This window comes from Paraburkholderia sp. GAS41, assembly GCF_050436545.1.
Lineage (GTDB): Bacteria > Pseudomonadota > Gammaproteobacteria > Burkholderiales > Burkholderiaceae > Paraburkholderia.
The window spans coordinates 638469-655711 of the sequence record NZ_JBNDMK010000002.1 but is presented as its reverse complement, the minus strand read 5'-3'; the positions used below and the strand labels follow the sequence as shown (position 1 = coordinate 655711).

Annotated in this window: 12 protein-coding genes and 3 pseudogenes; 4 read left to right on the top strand and 11 right to left on the bottom strand. The window is 62.0% G+C overall.

Annotation, left to right across the window (positions count from 1 at the left end; all coding sequences use genetic code 11):
• Window positions 1–1024: 1024 nt before the first annotated feature.
• The 5 genes and pseudogenes from P3T43_RS06155 to P3T43_RS06135 form a co-directional block, all read right to left on the bottom strand.
• On the bottom strand, window positions 1025–1963 hold the full coding sequence (locus P3T43_RS06155) for a dihydrodipicolinate synthase family protein (protein WP_429280145.1): 939 nt from the start codon (window positions 1961–1963) through the stop codon (window positions 1025–1027).
• Window positions 1964–2126: 163 nt separating this feature from the next.
• Window positions 2127–2816: a FadR/GntR family transcriptional regulator gene (locus P3T43_RS06150; RefSeq protein WP_429280144.1), complete on the bottom strand. Its 690-nt coding sequence runs from the start codon at window positions 2814–2816 to the stop codon at window positions 2127–2129.
• 116 nt (window positions 2817–2932) lie between these two features.
• The gene (locus P3T43_RS06145; RefSeq protein ID WP_429280172.1) at window positions 2933–3121 is read right to left on the bottom strand and encodes a hypothetical protein; all 189 of its coding nucleotides are present in this window, start codon (window positions 3119–3121) and stop codon (window positions 2933–2935) included.
• Window positions 3122–3338: 217 nt separating this feature from the next.
• A pseudogene (locus P3T43_RS06140) lies at window positions 3339–3716 on the bottom strand (cyclic peptide export ABC transporter); the annotation flags it as partial.
• Between the two features lie 180 nt (window positions 3717–3896).
• Window positions 3897–4121, bottom strand: coding sequence for a hypothetical protein (locus P3T43_RS06135; protein ID WP_429280143.1), 225 nt, complete (start codon window positions 4119–4121; stop codon window positions 3897–3899).
• Between P3T43_RS06135 and P3T43_RS06130 the strand changes: the two are divergent.
• Window positions 4096–5274 (top strand): annotated as a pseudogene (locus P3T43_RS06130) (TonB-dependent receptor); the annotation flags it as partial. The gene P3T43_RS06135 and the pseudogene P3T43_RS06130 sit on opposite strands and share 26 nt — an antisense overlap.
• A 118-nt stretch (window positions 5275–5392) precedes the next feature.
• On the opposite strand, the gene kdgD reads toward P3T43_RS06130, so the two are convergent.
• The 4 genes from kdgD to P3T43_RS06110 form a co-directional block, all read right to left on the bottom strand.
• Entirely contained in the window at window positions 5393–6310 is a 918-nt protein-coding gene (gene kdgD / locus P3T43_RS06125; RefSeq protein ID WP_429280142.1) for a 5-dehydro-4-deoxyglucarate dehydratase, read from the bottom strand.
• A 79-nt stretch (window positions 6311–6389) separates the two neighbouring features.
• On the bottom strand, window positions 6390–7739 hold the full coding sequence (gene gudD, locus P3T43_RS06120; RefSeq protein WP_429280141.1) for a glucarate dehydratase: 1350 nt from the start codon (window positions 7737–7739) through the stop codon (window positions 6390–6392).
• A 464-nt stretch (window positions 7740–8203) separates the two neighbouring features.
• A complete protein-coding gene (locus P3T43_RS06115) occupies window positions 8204–8962 on the bottom strand; it encodes a FadR/GntR family transcriptional regulator (RefSeq protein WP_429280140.1) in 759 nt (252 codons plus the stop codon).
• 134 nt (window positions 8963–9096) lie between these two features.
• Complete coding sequence (locus P3T43_RS06110) at window positions 9097–11385, bottom strand: NADP-dependent malic enzyme (protein WP_429280139.1); 2289 nt, start codon at window positions 11383–11385, stop codon at window positions 9097–9099.
• 133 nt (window positions 11386–11518) lie between these two features.
• Here P3T43_RS06110 and P3T43_RS06105 point away from each other — a divergent pair, with 133 nt between their 5' ends.
• Window positions 11519–12487, top strand: coding sequence for a LysR family transcriptional regulator (locus tag P3T43_RS06105; protein ID WP_429280138.1), 969 nt, complete (start codon window positions 11519–11521; stop codon window positions 12485–12487).
• Window positions 12488–12587: 100 nt separating this feature from the next.
• Window positions 12588–13798, top strand: a pseudogene (gene tet / locus P3T43_RS06100) (Tet(A)/Tet(B)/Tet(C) family tetracycline efflux MFS transporter).
• A gap of 15 nt (window positions 13799–13813) precedes the next feature.
• Here the strand turns inward: tet and P3T43_RS06095 are convergent.
• Window positions 13814–14620, bottom strand: coding sequence for a phytochelatin synthase family protein (locus P3T43_RS06095; protein ID WP_429280137.1), 807 nt, complete (start codon window positions 14618–14620; stop codon window positions 13814–13816).
• A gap of 431 nt (window positions 14621–15051) precedes the next feature.
• Here P3T43_RS06095 and P3T43_RS06090 point away from each other — a divergent pair, with 431 nt between their 5' ends.
• The gene (locus tag P3T43_RS06090; RefSeq protein ID WP_429280136.1) at window positions 15052–16218 is read left to right on the top strand and encodes a porin; all 1167 of its coding nucleotides are present in this window, start codon (window positions 15052–15054) and stop codon (window positions 16216–16218) included.
• A gap of 105 nt (window positions 16219–16323) precedes the next feature.
• Here the strand turns inward: P3T43_RS06090 and mmsB are convergent, their stop codons facing one another.
• Window positions 16324–17217: a 3-hydroxyisobutyrate dehydrogenase gene (gene mmsB, locus P3T43_RS06085; RefSeq protein ID WP_429280135.1), complete on the bottom strand. Its 894-nt coding sequence runs from the start codon at window positions 17215–17217 to the stop codon at window positions 16324–16326.
• Between the last annotated feature and the right edge of the window lie 26 nt (window positions 17218–17243).

Genomic DNA, 17243 nt, shown 5'->3' with positions numbered 1-17243 from the left:
ATCTGCGCGGTGCGCGAACGGTGGCCGAACGAACGCAGGTCATTCACGCCATACCAGCGGTGGCTACGCAATTCTTCAGGGGTCTTTCTCTTGGTGCTCACTTCGTCATGCTCCAGAAAACTCAGTCGGTAACGCGCCCGCTGCGGCGTCGCACGGTCGGCGACCGGACGCGCGTCGTCCGCCGGAAGTTCGATTCGATGCAGGCAGCGAACGCGTTGGCAGCAGGTGGGATGAATTCGGTGTCGGGGCTCGTTGCGACCTGCATTGCCTTGATGCAGACAGGTCGTTGCGGCGCGGGCGATGGGGCGGTCGGGATGTTGGCAAGGAGGCTCGGGGCTGATGCGTTGAACCCGAGGAAGCTTCCGTGTGTGAGCATTTGACTGACAACCTACCCAGACCGCACATCTTGTCTCCTCAACTTCCTGTTTTTTTGGATGAATTCGCTGGCAGACGCCTGACGAATTTCCCGCGCGTGGCGGTCCGATGAGCGAACATACCTAACCACTATCAATGATGTCAAGCAACTAGGTCGGTCTTCTTTGTTTATCCATTTGAACAAACAAGAGATAACACCTTGTTTTTATTACACTTATTAAGATCGGTCAGGAAAACCCGAGTGTGGCAAGGTTGCAAATGCTTAACATGCGGGACCACAGCTGTCACACGTAAGACAAATATGTCCTATCCACTACGCCGCACCGGGTTCGTACGCGAGACTGCCAGAGCGATGAACGCAGGCGTTTCAGACCGCGCCGTGCGGTCTGAAACGCCTGGTGCGGGGTAGTGATATTTCTGCGGCAACGGGAGAACGATTGACGGCAACTAGCGTCGGACGTGGCCGCTCAGGCGGCGAGTCGTGATCGCCCGCGCGGCCAGCCAAACGCGCAATCACTTCCGCGTTCATTGATGTCAGGGGTGACACGAAAGCCCGGCGGGGAAGCACAGGCACGCGGCCTTCGGGCACACCTGGCGTTGTGGCGCGCCCGCCGCCTCACGAACCTCCCTCGACCAGAGCCGCCGCAGCTTACGCGTCTGCTTTCGCCACCAGATCGCGCTCGAAAGCGAGCAAGGCCTGGGTCGCGGCATCGACAGCGGCGTGATGCTCCTTCGGCGTACCGCTGAGCAGCGGCAGGATCGAACCCATATCCGCGATACCCGAGAACGTCACCGCGTCGTGCAACACGCGGATCAGCGAAATGCGGTCGCGCAGCGTCTCGAGCGGCATGAACGCGTCATAGATGCGTTGCGCATCGGCGTGGCGCGCTTCCTTGGCGGCGCGCAGCAGTGCGGTCACCGAATGCGACGCAATGCAGCCCGAACCGGTGGTCCACGACGCCAGCCCGAAATCGCGCACGTGGACCAGCGCCGGGCGCTCGCCCATGCCCGACACGACGCGCGCCGGGTTGACGCTTTCCAGCAGACGCCGCAGATAAGCGTCCTCAGCCGGGTTGTCACGCACGATGGCGTACTTGACCGCGATCAGCGTGCCGCGGTCGACGAGGCGAGCGAGCGTATCGACGTCGACGTAGCTCTCGCTCTTGATATACAACGTGAGCGGAATGCCCGCGGTATCCGCAATCCGCGTCAGCCCGGCCTCGACGCCCTCGGACGTGGTGAAGCCGGCGAGCGGCAACACCATCGCCGTGCGGTACGCGGTCTGCGCGAGGATACGGGCCTGATCGAGCATCTTGCCGTAGTCAGGGCCAATCGCCGGGATGACCCGTGTGTCCGGACCCGCGCTTTCTGCGAGCATGTCCAGCAGTTCGCGGTATTCGCTGACGGCGACGTGATAGAGATTCGCGTTGCCGCCATACAGTAGCGTACGAACGCCTCCCGCCTCGATGTGCCGGATCAGCTTCAGATTTTCGTTGGCGTCGAGCGACAGGTCGGCGCGGCGCGCCAGGGGCGGCACAGCCATCACGGTCGAGGCAAATTCGCTCTCGACGATTGGGGACACGTTCATGGGGTCTCTTGTCTCTTCTCAGAATTGATTGCTCACAGACTGAACGGTAGCACTGTCGTCGCAATGTTGTCAAACAACATGACAAATTGATTCAATTCCTGCTTTTGCCGTCCTTCTCCGCATCCCGTAAGCGCCACGTCACGCCCGGCTGCCCAGGCAAAGGCTAAGCGCCGACCATGCGCTCCATGGCGTTGGCCAGGTGCTCCCGCATCGCACGCTCCGCACCACGCGGATCACGCTGCCGGATGGCCTCCACCACGGCAAGATGCTCCGCCTGGACAAGCCGCTGCCGCTCGACCGACTTCGCCTGCGAGAGCTTGCGCGACAGATTCATGCTGGATTCGACCTGCTCATGAATGAACGACAATGCAGTAATGAAGAACTGATTCTTCGAGGCCCGCGCCACGGCTAGATGAAACGCGAAATCATCCTGCGCGCCGACGCCTTCGCCGCGAATGACCTGCTGGAGGTTGTCCCATGCCTGCTGGATCGCGGCGAGATCGGCCTCGTCGGCCTTCTGTGCGGCAAGCGACGCACCGCCCACCTCCGTCATCACGCGGAACTCATAGCAACGCCGGACATCCGACAAGGTTTCCAGCGGCGCGAAGCGGCGCAGATCCGGGTCCGGCCGGCGTCGCACGGTGGTGCCCGAACCTTGGCGGGTCGCGATGATGCCGTCCGCGCGCAACTGGGCGAGCGCCTCCCGCACGGTGGGGCGCGAAGTTGCGAAGTGTTCGGCCAGTGTGTTCTCGCTGGGCAGCCGCTCCCCTTCCCGATACTCGCCGTCAATGATGCGATTCAGGATATCGCTATAGACCCGGCCCGACACGCCGGGTGATTTGTGTTCGATCATGGCCGAGGAAACGCCTGAAGTTGTCACACCAAGCAACAATTGTACGACCACTTTTGCCGAAAGCGCATAGTGGTAAACAACTTGTCATGACCGGAGTTCAGCGCGTGACGACCCGGTTAGCGCATGTTCGCCGCCGCATTGGCCGTTTCGCGTTGCAAATCGGCCCCTGCGCCTTCCTCGACAACCTGGCCGTAGTCCAGTTTGATATAGCGATCGGCGAGACCGAAGTAACGATCGTCGTGGGTAATCACCAGCACCGTTTTGCCCTTCGCCTTCAGATTGGGCAACAGACGCCGGTAGAACACCTCCTTGAAGGTCGGATCCTGGTCGGCGGCGATGGAGTTTTAGCTCCTTCGCACCATCGAAGAGCGAACGGAAGTCGCCCACCAGATCGTCTTCACGGCGCCGCGAAGTAGGCAAATGAAACATCGTGCGCGTATTGGCAAGATGAAATCCCAGCGAGCCGATCAGGATCGTCACCAGCGCGAACAACAGGATCTGCCACGAGAGATAGCCCAGATACGCGAGGCATCCCACCACGATCGAGCCATTCATCGCGAGCGTCGGCACGCTCAAAAAGAAAACGACAATCGTATCGAGATCCTGCGTCAGCATAGTTATCGCTCTGGCGCCGCCATGACGCTCCCGATTCTGATGGGAGGCCTCAGTGATTCGACGGATGGTGCTCATGCGCAAGGCGGCTTTAGTGTTTTGTCCGAGCCGCACGAAACAGGTCTGCGAAAGCGTCCGCGTGACGAGCACTGCGAGCGCCAGCAGCAGGAAACGCCAGCCGAGCTCAGACAGCGTGCCGGCCGCGATGCCAAGCGCCTGGTTGATGGTTGCGACGAGCGCGGCACTGCTCAGACCGCCGACAACACTCGTTATCAGCGCGAACAGCATAATCCAGCGGGATTGCCGGACAAGGGCCATGAGCAGGGACATAAGATCCTTATTCTGGAAGCGATTGGCGGCGCTTCCGCTGGTATGGCGTGCGGAGCGCATTAACATCGACCGCCTCATGGCGTCCGCAGGGCCCTGCACGCTTACCTCATTCATACGCAAGCGCCGCCCTACTCACGCTCAAAAGTCGGAGCGCACCGTCAACATCAGATTACGCCGGTCGCCGAACTCGCTAAAGAACGATCCCGGCGGACGCACGTAGTACTCGCGGTTGACCATGTTATTTAGCGTCAGCGAGGCATCGAGATGCTTGTTGAAGCGATAACCGACTTGCGCATTGAAGATGGCATAGCCGCCCTGATCGACGCCACGCGTAATCCAGCTTTGTGCCAGCATCGCTGCCACGTATAACTACGCGCAGACATGGAGCTTCAGCTCCCTCGAAGACACGCTCGGCATCCTGCGGGCGGAATATGACTTCGCGCCCGGTTGGACCGCGTACGTCGCAGGCGGCGCCCGCCACACGGACGAACACGGTGACTATTCGTCGCCAACCGTCAGCGACACCGGAACCACGGCATTCCGTCTGGGCGTGCCCCGCGGTACGTTCGACACCAGCCTCTACGACACGCCCCAAGTCGCCTATCCGGCAACCACTCTGTCGGGCGGCAATCTCGCCGACCCGCAGACGATCGCACTCACCTTGATGCGCAGCGTTGCCGTATCCGATACGCTAGGATTCCTGAGCGATCGCGTGTTGTTCACGGTCGGTGCGCGCCATCAGTCGATTCATTCGAATAGCTTCGACTACACCGGCAACCAGACCGAAGCCTACAACGACTCGATCACGACGCCCCTGTTCGGCCTCGTCATCAAGCCGTGGGCCAATGTGTCGTTCTTTGCGAACCGCAGCGAGGCGCTGGCCATCGGCGAACAGGCGCCCTCTACTGCGCTGAACTCGGGCGCTCTTCTGGCACCCGAGCGCTCGAAACAAGACAAAGTCGGCGTGAAATACGACAATCAGAACTACGGTGCGTCGCTGGCGGCTTTCCAGATCGAAAAGCCCTCGGCCTATACGAACGCCGCCGACTTTTTCGTCGCCGACGGCAACGAGCGCCACCGCGGGACCGAAGCGTCGATCTGCGGCGAGCCGTACAAGGGCGTGCGTCTGATTGCGGGTGCGACGTATATCAACGCGGAACTGCTCGATACGGCAGGCGGCACGACCGACGGCAATCGCCCGATCGGCGTACCGAGTTTCCTGTTCAATCTGGGCGCTGAATATGACGTGCCGCAGGCAAACGGCCTGACGTTGACGGCGCGCTGGATTCACACCGGTCCGCAGTATCTGAATACGACCAACACGTTGTCGATTCCGTCATGGGACCGCTTCGACCTGGGCACGCGTTACGCAACGGAATTGTTCGGCAAACCGACCACGTTCCGCGCCAGCGTGCTCAACGTGGCCAACAAGTCTTACTGGTCGTCGACGATTGGCGGCTATCTGACGCAAGGGGCGCCGCGCACGTTCCTGCTTTCGATGACGACGGATTTTTGAGCGTCACGCGCGGGCCTTTTCAGCGGTTGAAGCCACCCGCATCACGAGCACGATAGCGGGCAAGAGCACGAGCAAAAGACGTGGTGCGCCATCCCAGGCGTACCACGGCTTTTGATGTTTACTGCGCGCCCAGCTTCCTGATCAGCACGTCCAACTGTGCCATTTCATCAGCCGTCAGATCGGTCAGCGGCGCGCGCACCGGACCGGCATCGCGGCCCACCAGTTTCGCGCCAGCCTTGACGATACTCACCGCGTAACCTGCGCGGCGATTGCGAATCGCCAGATACGGCAGGAAAAACTCATCGAGCAGTTTGCCCACGGTGGCATGGTCATCGGCGGCTATCGCGCGATAAAACTGCATCGCCGTCTTCGGAATGAAGTTGAACACCGCCGATGAATACACCGGCACGCCCAACGCCTTATACGCTGCCGCATAAACTTCCGCGGTCGGCAAGCCGCCGAGATACGAAAAGCGGTCGCCGAGCCGGCGCCGAATCGTCACCATTGCCTCGATCTCGCCCACACCATCCTTGAAGCCGATCAGATTCGGACAGCTATCCGCGAGACGTTCGAGCATATCTGCGTTGAGCTTCGAATTGGCGCGGTTATAGACGATCACACCCATGTTCTGCACCGACTTGCACACCTGTTCGACGTGCGCCGCAATCCCTTCCTGCGACGCTTCGGTCAGATAGTGCGGCATCAGCAGCACGCCCTTGGCGCCGAGGCGCTCCGCTTCCTGGGCGTATTCGATCGCCACGCGCGTCGGTCCACCGGCACCAGCGAGTATCGGCACCTTGCCCTTGCAGGTTTCGGTCGCAGTCCGAATCACATTGCTGTAATCGCTCTTCGTCAGCGAGAAGAATTCGCCTGTGCCGCCCGCCGCAAACAGGGCCGTTGCGCCGTACGGCGCGAGCCATTCGAGGCGCGCCGCGTAGGTGTCGGCACGGAAGTCACCGTTCGCGTCGAAGTCGGTCACGGGGAAGGACAGCAAACCTTCGGAAACAATCGCTTTGAGTTCTTGAGGGGTTGTCATGGTCTGAATGTGTCGAGTTTGGGAAGAATGCACGGCCACGCGGGCCGATATCAATTGCGGTTCGAAGTCGACGTCAGAATCAGCGCACGAGGCACGGACGCTTGTTGTCGAACTTCCAGTTCGGTATCAGGTACTGCATGGCCACGCCGTCGTCGCGCGCACCCAGGCCGTGCCGCTGATAAAGCGCGTGCGCCTTGTCCAGCGCATCCATATCGAGTTCGATACCGAGGCCCGCTGCCTGCGGGACCTTGACCTTGCCGCCGACGATCTGCAGCGGATCGCGCGTCAAATGCTGACCGTCCTGCCAGATCCAGTGCGTGTCGATAGCCGTGATCTTGCCGGGCGCCGCCGCCGCGACGTGCGTGAACATCGCCAGCGAGATATCGAAGTGATTGTTCGAATGCGAACCCCACGTGAGGCCCCAGTCGTTGCACATCTGGGCCACGCGCACCGAGCCTTGCATGGTCCAGAAGTGCGGATCGGCCAGCGGAATATCGACCGATTGCAGTTGAATGGCGTGGCCCATCTGACGCCAATCGGTGGCGATCATGTTGGTCGCTGTCGGTAAGCCGGTAGCACGGCGGAATTCGGCCATCACCTCGCGGCCCGAGTAACCGTTCTCCGCGCCGCACGGGTCTTCCGCATAAGCCAGCACGTCGTGCTGGTCGCGACACAGGCGCACCGCTTCCGCCAGCGACCATGCGCCGTTCGGATCGAGCGTCACGCGTGCGTTGGGAAAGCGCTCGGCCAATGCGGTGACGGCTTCAATCTCCGCATCGCCCGCGAGCACGCCGCCCTTGAGCTTGAAATCGTTGAAGCCGTAGCGCGCCTGCGCAGCCTCGGCGAGCCGCACCACCGCTTCCGGCGTCATCGCCTCTTCGGTGCGGATGCGCTCCCAGGCGTCGCGGCCATCCGCGCCGCTCGCGTACGGCAGATCGGTTTTCTTGCGGTCGCCGATGTAGAACAGATAGCCGAGCATTTCGACTTCGTCGCGTTGCTGGCCTTCACCCAGCAGCGCAGCAACCGGCACGCCCAGATGCTGTCCGAGCAGATCGAGCAACGCGGACTCGAGCGCCGTCACCGCGTGAATCGTCGTACGCAGATCGAAAGTCTGCAGGCCGCGACCGCCTGCGTCACGGTCAGCGAACTGCGTGCGCGCCTTGTTGAGCACCGCCTGCAAATTGCCGATCGACTGACCCACGACGAGCGGCCGGGCATCGTCGATTGTCTTGCGGATGCTTTCGCCGCCCGGCACCTCGCCGATGCCGGTGTGGCCGGCACTGTCACGCAGAATGACAATGTTGCGCGTGAAAAATGGGCCGTGCGCGCCGCTCAGGTTCAGCAGCATGCTGTCACGGCCGGCGACCGGCACGACGCGCAACTCGGTGACCCTCGGCGTAGCGTTCGTTTGGATAGGTTGCGTCGACATGGCGTAAGACCTGTTAAGTGATAGAGCCTGCGGACCGGCTTTCGATGGACAGCGGTCCGAATGTCAAGGGTGTCTCGTGGATCAGCCGAAGCGACGGCCTGACCGGAAGCAACGCGGCCCGGCTTGCAAAGGAACGGTAGAAGATCGGCTTGAAGCGGGAGATACGTTGTCTGACGACAGTCTACGCTTTTTTATCCAAAATTTCCAACAGGGGATTTACCCTTTCATGGCGTCGCTTGACCCTAACGTGCAGGCTCCCATGGCGGAAAGTCGCTTTCCGATACGCCCACAACCCCGCCCAGAAGCCTCGCACCGTAGTCAAGGTCCATGGCTTTATTTTGACCAGTTGTACGACGACCCAATGCTACAAGGTTCACACCGTATCCAACCACACGCGACGCCTGCAAAACAAAAAAAGCGGCCATCTGGCCGCTTTTCGCTTTTTGTTCTGCTTCGCAAGTCATTCAGACCGCGCGCTCAACCCTCTCTTCCGCCTCGATGCTCAACCGCCGCAGCCTTTCCCGGCTGCCCGAGAGATGCATACGCATCGCCGCACGCGCGCCTTCGGGATCGCGCTGGACAATGGCGTCGAAAATGCCCTCGTGCTCCATATTGACGCGCGCCATATAGGCGACCGGGTCGCTCTGGGCCAGCCTTGGCGAATCGACGCGATGCCGCGGAATCAGCGCTGTACCCATCTGCGTGAGAATGTCGACGAAATAACGGTTGCCTGTCGCCGCCGCGATCGCGACGTGAAAGCCCAGGTCGGCCGCGGCGCTGTCGCCGTTGGCGCGGCTGGTGGCCCCGATGGCGTCGAGCGCCGCGCGGATGTTCGCCAGATCGCGCTCACTGGCGCGCTGGGCCGCGAGCCCCGCGCACTCTGTCTCCAGGCTGATGCGCAATTCCATTACGGACAGCAGATCGGCCAGCGTCGTGGCGGGCACCATGGCGAGACCCAACGGCTCGCGGCGCGGCTCGAGGACGAAACTGCCGATGCCATGCCGCGTCTCGATCACCGCGTTCGCCTGCAGCCGCGAGATCGCCTCGCGCACAACGGTACGGCTGACGCCGAGCAGCGACATCAAGGTTGATTCGGTAGGCAGCTTGTCGCCGGGCTTCAGCGTGTGCGCGGCGACCTGCTCGTTGACGTAGTTCACCACCCGGTCAGCAAGACTTCCGCGCGCACGCAGGGGCGGCGCAGTAAGGGTTGAGGACGCGGTCATCGAGGACCTCCTGGGTTGTTTGCCGACGCGCTCATTATACGTTGTCCTACAACGCGAAAACGGTCGATATCTCCAGGCGTCACGCTGACCGCGCCCCTGCGACGCGCGTTACTTCATCGAGTCGCGACGCCCATTCACGCCTCGCGATTCGCGTCGATCACCGTCAGCGCCGCCATGTTGATGATCCGGCGCACCGTCGAACTGGAAGTAAGAACGTGCACCGGCGCATTCGCACCCAGCAGGAACGGGCCCACCGCGACATTGCTGCCCGCCGCTGTCTTCAGCAGGTTGTAGGCAATGTTGCCGGAGTCGACGTTCGGGCACACCAGCAGATTCGCGGCACCCTTCAGGCGAGACATTGGGAGGATGCGCGAGCGCAGCGCCTCGTCGAGCGCGCAATCGCCGTGCATTTCGCCGTCGACTTCCAGCGTGGGCGCCTGCTGCGTCACCAGTTCAAGCGCACGCTTCATCTTTGCGCCGGAGGCCGAACTGCCCGAGCCGAAATTCGAGCGCGACAGCAGCGCCACCTTCGGAACCAGGTTCAAGCCCCGCATGCTATGCGCCGCGGCGATCGTGAATTCGGCGATCTGTTCGGCGCTCGGGTCGTCGTTGACGTGAGTATCCACGAGCGCGATGGTGCGATTGTCGAGCAGCAGAATATTCATGGCCGCGTAAGTTTGCGCGCCCGGCTTCTTGCCGATCACCTGATCGACGAAACGCAGGTGATCGTGATACGCGCCAACCGTGCCGCACACCATCCCGTCCGCATCGCCCAGCTTCACCATCATGGCGCCGATCAGCGTCAAGCGGCGGCGCATTTCGACGCGCGCCATTTCCTTGGTGATGCCGTCGCGGCACATCAATTCCCAGTAGGTCGTCCAGTATTGATGGAATCGTTCGTCATACTCAGGATTGGTCACTTCGACATCGTGACCCACGCGCAAACGCAGACCGTATTTTTCGATGCGCGCCATCAGCACTTCCGGACGTCCGACCAGAATCGGGCGCGCGAGCTTCTCATCGACGATCACCTGGACCGCCCGCAACACGCGCTCCTCTTCACCTTCCGTGAAGACGATGCGCGACTTGCCGCCCTCGCGGACGATCTGGCGCGCCGCCGCAAACAGTGGCTTCATGAAAGCGCCGGAACGGTAGACGAATTGCTGCAGCTGTTCGGTGTACGCCTCCAGATCGTCCAGCGGGCGCGTGGCGACGCCGCTTTCCATGGCAGCCTTGGCGACGGCCGGCGCAATACGCACGATCAGACGAGGATCGAACGGCTTCGGAATGATGTATTCGGGGCCGAAGTCGACACCATAGGCCCCATACGCCGCAGCCACTACTTCGTTCTGCTCTTCTTCGGCCAGCGCTGCAATCGCATAGACCGCAGCCTTTTCCATTTCAGGCGTGATGGTGGTCGCGCCCACGTCCAGCGCGCCGCGGAAAATATACGGGAAACACAGGACGTTGTTGACCTGGTTCGGATAGTCAGAGCGTCCGGTGGCAATCACCGCATCGTCGCGTACCGCTTTCACCTCAGCCGGCGAAATTTCCGGCGTGGGGTTGGCCAGCGCCAGAATCAGCGGACGTGCCGCCATGCGCGCCACCATGGCGGGCTTCAGCACACCGCCGGCGGAAAGACCGAGGAACACGTCCGCGCCCTCGATCACCTCTTCCAGCTTGCGCGCCGGGGTATTTTTGGCGAAGCGCGCTTTCTGCGGATCCATCAGCGTCGTGCGGCCCTGATAGACCACGCCTTCGATGTCGGTCGCCCAGACGTTTTCGATCGGCAGGCCGAGTTCGACCATCAACTCGAGGCACGCCAACGCCGCGGCGCCCGCGCCGGACGTCACCACTTTGACCTCCTTGATGCTCTTGCCCACCACCTTCAGACCGTTGATGAAAGCCGCGGACACGGTGATCGCGGTACCGTGCTGGTCGTCGTGAAAGACCGGAATCTTCATCCTTTCCCGGAGCTTTCGCTCCACGGTAAAGCATTCCGGCGCCTTGATGTCTTCGAGGTTGATACCGCCGAAAGTCGGCTCCAGGCCCGCGATGATATCCACCAGCTTGTCGGGATCGGTCTCGTTGATTTCGATGTCGAACACGTCGATCCCGGCGAACTTCTTGAACAGCACCGCTTTACCTTCCATCACCGGCTTCGAGGCCAGCGCGCCGATATTGCCGAGACCCAGCACGGCCGTGCCGTTCGTGATGACGCCCACCAGGTTGCCGCGGCCGGTAAAGCGAAACGCGTTGAGCGGATCGGCAGCGATCTCCTCACACGCCGCAGCTACGCCCGGCGTATATGCCAGCGCGAGGTCTCTTTGCGTGACCAGCGGCTTGGTGGCGACCACCGCCGTTTTGCCCGGAATCGGGAATTCGTGGTAATCGAGTGCTGCCTGACGATCCGACGTGTTCATGTTCTAAGCCCTTTCTGTGGCGGGCGCCCTTGCGGCGCATATCAAACGACGGCTCATTCTAGGGACGGGCCATAAGGACAATATTCGGAGTTAATATGCCCCCATCACCTTTTTCTAATGGCGCAGTGCATTTATGGCGGTATTCGATCCCAACGTGGTGGTGCGCAAGCTGGCATCCCGGCTGAAGATGCGCCATCTGACGCTGCTGTTGCAGATTCAGCAGTACGGCTCCCTCACGCGCGCGGCCGAGCACATGGCGAGCAGCCAGCCGGCGGTCACCAATGCGCTGGCGGAACTGGAAGACATGTTCGGCGCGCCGCTCTTCGACCGCTCGGCGCGCGGCATGGCGCCGACTGCGTTGGGCAAGGTCGTGCTGGCAAGAGCGCGCGCCATGACCGAGGACCTCGACCATCTGGTGCGGGAAATGGAGGCGGTCGCGTCCGGGCATGCCGCGCATCTGCATATCGGCGTGATTCCGTTCATTCCCGGCCAGATGCTGTCGACGGCCATCGAGCGCACCCGCCCCGAGAGCGATCGGCGCCTGACCGTGACGATTCACGAGGGCACCAGCGAGCAGTTGCTGACCCAGTTGCGCGAGCACACGGTGGATATCGTTATCGGACGTGCCTCGTCGTCGCTCGATCTGCAGCAGGTCAGCGTCGAAATCCTGTATCGCCAGCAACCCCGACTGATTGCCAGCCGCCGCCTCGCCGCCCGGCTGGCCCGTGGCCGGCTCGACTGGCAGAAGCTGGCGGAACTGGACTGGATTTTGGGCGCCCCGAACACGCCCATGCGCGAACAGGTCGCCGACATCTTTCTGGGCGCCGGCCTGACCCCGCCGACGCCAATCGTCGAAAGCTTCTCGTCGAAGCTGATCGGCGAGATGATCGTCGCGGGCGAGCAATCGGTGTCCATCGTCCCGGCGGATATCGCGGAGGAACTGGTGCGAATCGCAGGCGTGGCCATCGTACCGTACTCGTTCGAATGGACCTTGTCGCCCATTGCACTGTTCACGCGAATGAACGAAGCGCAGCGCATGCCCGGGCGCCTGTTCGCAGACGCGCTTCATAAGGTATGCCAGGCGATTTATGCCCGACCGTAACAGCGTGGCTGCGTCTACAAGCGTGATGACGATGACGAAACCTGCATGGTCGCTTGTGAAATAATCTGCACTCCCCTTTTGGTACTCACAGAGCGGTGTCTTGAGAAAACCCCACTTCGTCATCCTCTTTACCGTGCTGCTGGATGCTATCGGCATTGGGCTCATCATGCCCATCTTGCCGGGACTTCTGCACAGCCTCGCCGATTCCGATATCTCCGTCAGCCGAAACTACGGTGCCCTGCTTGCCGTCTATGCGTTGATGCAATTCCTGTTCTCCCCGTCCTGGGCGCGTTGAGCGATCGTTTCGGACGCCGACCGGTATTGCTGGCGTCGCTTGCAGGCGCAGCGGTCGATTATCTGGTGATGGCGGCAGCGCCTAGTCTCTCGTGGCTCTATGTGGGTCGCGTGCTGGCCGGTATCACCGGAGCGAACATGGCCGTTGCCACGGCCTATCTCACGGACGTCACCCCGGAAGCCGAGCGCGCGGGCCGCTTTGGTCAGATGGGGGCCGCGTTGGGCGTGGGTTTTATTGCGGGACCGTTGATCGGCGGTTTGCTCGGCGCCGTGCATCTGCGCGCACCGTTCCTCGCGGCTGCCGCGATGAACGGTCTGAACCTGTTGCTGGCGTATTTCGTCTTGCCCGAATCGCGTGAGCGACAAAGCGGGCCGCGTGAGAAGCGCAACATGAATGCGTTCTCCACACTGCATCGTCTGCGCGGCACGCCGAATCTGCTGCCGCTCGTGAGCGTCTACGCCGTCATCATGCTCGCCTCGCAGGCCCCCGCTACGCTGTGGATCATCTATGGCGAGGACCGATTCGCGTGGACTGCGACGATTGCCGGCGTATCGCTGGCCGCTTTCGGCGCATGCCATGCACTCTCCCAGGCCTTCGCTATCGGGCCGCTGGTCGCACGGCTGGGCGAGCGCGTGGCGCTGTCGATCGGACTGGCGGCTGATAGCCTGGGGCTGGTGCTGATGGCCATTGCGACCCGAGGGTGGATGCCGTTCGCCATCCTGCCGCTGTTTGCGGTGGGCGGCATCACCATGCCTTCGCTGCAAGCCATGCTGGCACGACAGATCGACGATAGCCGTCAAGGCGAATTGCAGGGCACGCTCACGAGTATCGCGAGTCTGATTGGCGTGGGCGGACCGCTGGCGGCGACATGGCTCTACGCCGCCAGTCAGCACGCGTGGCCGGGGCTCGTGTGGGCGATTGGCGCTGCGCTTTACCTGCTGGTACTGCCGCTGCTGTTCAATTCACGCATGAGATCACAGCAAGGCAATGCGGTGGGGACGAGCGCAAGCGATTGAGGGATGTCGCGCCCCTCAATTCAGGCGCTTACCCACGATTACCAGTCCGCGCGAAACCCCACTGACGTTATCGACGGCTTGCGATGCCGCGTACAACCGCGCAACCGGAACCCAGACCGCCGGATACTTGTAGCGCGCGACATCGAGAAGGAGCGCGCTGTCGCTGGCGGCGTCATAAGCCGCCAGCGGCGACCAATGACCGCCGCCTTCTTCACCTATCTCCACGCGCCTGAAATTCAACAGCGCAAAGCGGTCACTCTGCGCGGTGGTGTCGCGGACGAGGTCGCGAAACTGCGCTAGCGTGAGATCGCTGGAGTGAAATTTTTTGACTGCGACGGCGGGGTATTCGGCCAGCACTGCGCTCAGTTGATCGAGCGTCATGCCTTCGCGCGACACGCGCGCCGCGCTAGCGACCTGCGGATCGACGCTGCGAAAGAAGTCCTCTTGCGAGAAATACGGGAAATCCGGGTATTGCGACGATTCAGGACGTTGGACACCCAGTGCATTGAGCGCCATCACCGAACTCGCCACCGAACAATATGCCTCGTTGCGCTGCGTTTCGAAGTACTGCGATAGCGGCCAGTACGACTGCTTGTCGGTGCTGGACATGAGCCGACTCTGGCCTTCGGGCTGCGCCAGCGCGACGAGACCGGGCGGAACCGGCAACGGCCCATCAGCCGGGTGCAGCGCGGCAGGCGCATCCGCATGACTCACGCCAGATGAAAACGAGGCACAGCCGCTCAAGGCAACGATCAGGGCAGCAGCAGCCCAGCAAGACCGGCTCTTGAGCTGAATGAGGCGAAACAAGGAATAGTTGGACATCGAACCCTTCACATGCGGATGATTTCCGGACGATGGCTGCCTGAACGCCGCGTCAGCACCTGACGCGCGAACTCCGGTTTTGTAACACGAAACAAACGCCCGCGTGAGATTCGACCGTAAGACGGAAGACGGAAAGAAGGCACCGCTGGCGCAACGGTTCCTTCGCGGCCGCCGCTATCCAGTCAACATCAGCCAGTCGAGATATTTGTGCCGGCGCCTGGCGTGCCCGCACCTCACCCTCTATATTTTTCCTGACACCTTCGCATTTTTGCCGCGCTATCGTTTCAGCACGCGAACGTCAGCCTCATCGACTGTGGCGTTTACGCCTTGAGCATTTGAACTTTGTGCGGCCTTCGACTAGCATGCGCGCTTTGCAAAATCGCGGCGATTGCGTGGCACACCTTCGCCGGCCATTCCCGGAGCTTACAAGTATGAAAAAGTCTTTGCTGGCATTCGCGCTATCAGGGGTATTCGCAGTCTCGGCGCACGCGCAAAGCAGCGTGACCCTGTATGGCCTCATCGACACGGGCCTCGTCTACAGCAACAACCAGACGGGTCACACCAGTTGGCAGGTGGCCAGCAGCGCGACACAGAACACCGTGTTCGGTCTCAAGGGCTCGGAAGATCTGGGCGGCGGGTTGCACGCCATCTTCAAGCTCGAACAGGGTTTCAACCTGAACAACGGCACCGAGGCCTTTCCGGGTGATGGTTTCGGCTCGCAAGTCTGGGTTGGCCTGCAGAGCGACCAGTACGGCACGCTGACGTTGGGCCGCCAGTTCGACGTGGTCAACGACCTGCTCGGTCCGCTCTCCGCCGAGAGCAACACCTGGGGCGGCAACCTCGCGGCGCATCCGTTCGAGAACGACAACCTCGCAGCCGACTCCGTGGTCGTCAATAACGCGGTCAAGTACACGAGCCCCACTTATCACGGCGTCACCGTCGAAAGCATGTACGCCTTCAGCAACAAGGCCGGCGGCTTTGCGAACAACCGTGTCTATGGCTTTAGCGCTGCCTACGCACAAGGTCCCGTGAATCTCGCGGCCGGTTACCTGCAGTTCAACAATGCGGGCGGCGGCACGCTCGGCACGAACGCGAATGGCGCGATTGCGCAAGGCGACGGCAGCGCGAACTTCGTCGCGCAGCGTCAACGTATCTGGGGCGCAGGCGGCAACTACACGTTCGGCCCGGCTACGATCGGACTCGTCTGGAGCCACACGCAACTCGACAACATGGCCAGCGTCTTCTCGTTTGGCCTCGGCGATTACACACCGCTCGGCGGCAGCCTGCGGCTCGACAACTACGAAGTCAACGCACGTTACGCGCTCACGCCAGCCTTGAGCGTGTCGGGTGCGTACACGTTTACCGACGGCGCGTACGGCGACGGAGCGACGAGCGCAACGCCGGCATGGCATTCCGTCATGCTTCAGACCGACTATTCGCTGAGCAAGCGCACCGACGTCTATCTCGAAGGCGTCTATCAGCACGTGCACGGCGCGCCGGCTGGCTCGGTACTCGGCGATGCGATGATCAATACGCTGTCGCCGTCCTCGACCGGCACGCAGGTGGCCGTTTCCGTCGGCCTGCGTCACGCGTTCTGATCCTGCTCGCGTAGATTTTCCGGACGGCGGCATTCGCATTCGCAATCGACCGTCACGATCAAGCGGCGCCTTCAAAGCGCCGCTTGATCGCCACATCCCCTACCGCTACTTGGCGTCCCCGGCCTGATACAGCTTGATCACCGCTGAAAAGTCCAACCGGCCCGCGCCCTTGGTGCTCATGCTCTGGTACAGCTGCTGCGCCAGCGCACCGAGGAAAACCGGCTGACGCACCTGCTTCGCGGCATCCGTAGCCAGCCCGAGATCCTTCAGCATCAGATCGGTACCGAACCCGCCGGTGTAGCCACGCGAGGACGGCGCCGTTTCGATCACGCCCGGGAACGGGTTATACGTGTCGGAACTCCAGCAGCGTCCGGTCGACGTATTGATGATCCCGCCCAGTACCTTCGGATCGATACCCAGCGCGGCGCCCAACGACATCGCTTCGGCCACGCCCGCCATCGTGATCCCCAGCACCAGGTTGTTGCAGATCTTCGCGACCTGCCCCGTACCGGTATCGCCGCAGTGAACGATGTTCCTGCCCATCGCCGAGAGCACCGGCTTGACCTGCTCGTAGACGGAAGCGCTGCCCCCCACCATGAACGTCAGCGTGCCCGCTGCTGCGCCGCCCGTGCCGCCCGAAACCGGGGCGTCGACAAACGCGTTGCCGTGTTGCGCCGCCAGCTCCGCGAATGCCTTGACGCTCGCGGGATCGATCGTGCTCGAATCGATGATGGTCACGCCTTTTGCGATGCCCGCCAGCACACCGTCGTCCGCTGTCAGCACGCCGCGAACGTGAGCCGCCGCGGGCAGCATCGTGATGACGCATTCGACGTCCGCCACCGCGGCTTTCGGCGAACCCGCCGCCTTGGCGCCTGCGTCGACCAGCGCCTGCACGGCCTGCGCGTTCAGGTCGAACACGTTCACCGCGTGGCCGGCCTTCAGCAGGTTGTGCGCCATCGGCGCACCCATATTGCCGAGTCCAATAAAAGCGATTTTCATGATTGCGTCTCCCCTTCGTAATCCAG

What these genes read in the sequence shown, in the direction of transcription:
- P3T43_RS06155 (WP_429280145.1), bottom strand. Translation starts at nt 1,963, where the DNA reads ATGAACGTGTCCCCAATCGTCGAGAGCGAATTTGCCTCGACCGTGATG.
- P3T43_RS06150 (WP_429280144.1), bottom strand. Translation starts at nt 2,816, where the DNA reads ATGATCGAACACAAATCACCCGGCGTGTCGGGCCGGGTCTATAGCGAT.
- kdgD (WP_429280142.1), bottom strand. Translation starts at nt 6,310, where the DNA reads ATGACAACCCCTCAAGAACTCAAAGCGATTGTTTCCGAAGGTTTGCTG.
- gudD (WP_429280141.1), bottom strand. Translation starts at nt 7,739, where the DNA reads ATGTCGACGCAACCTATCCAAACGAACGCTACGCCGAGGGTCACCGAG.
- P3T43_RS06115 (WP_429280140.1), bottom strand. Translation starts at nt 8,962, where the DNA reads ATGACCGCGTCCTCAACCCTTACTGCGCCGCCCCTGCGTGCGCGCGGA.
- P3T43_RS06110 (WP_429280139.1), bottom strand. Translation starts at nt 11,385, where the DNA reads ATGAACACGTCGGATCGTCAGGCAGCACTCGATTACCACGAATTCCCG.
- P3T43_RS06105 (WP_429280138.1), top strand. Translation starts at nt 11,519, where the DNA reads ATGGCGGTATTCGATCCCAACGTGGTGGTGCGCAAGCTGGCATCCCGG.
- P3T43_RS06095 (WP_429280137.1), bottom strand. Translation starts at nt 14,620, where the DNA reads ATGTCCAACTATTCCTTGTTTCGCCTCATTCAGCTCAAGAGCCGGTCT.
- P3T43_RS06090 (WP_429280136.1), top strand. Translation starts at nt 15,052, where the DNA reads ATGAAAAAGTCTTTGCTGGCATTCGCGCTATCAGGGGTATTCGCAGTC.
- mmsB (WP_429280135.1), bottom strand. Translation starts at nt 17,217, where the DNA reads ATGAAAATCGCTTTTATTGGACTCGGCAATATGGGTGCGCCGATGGCG.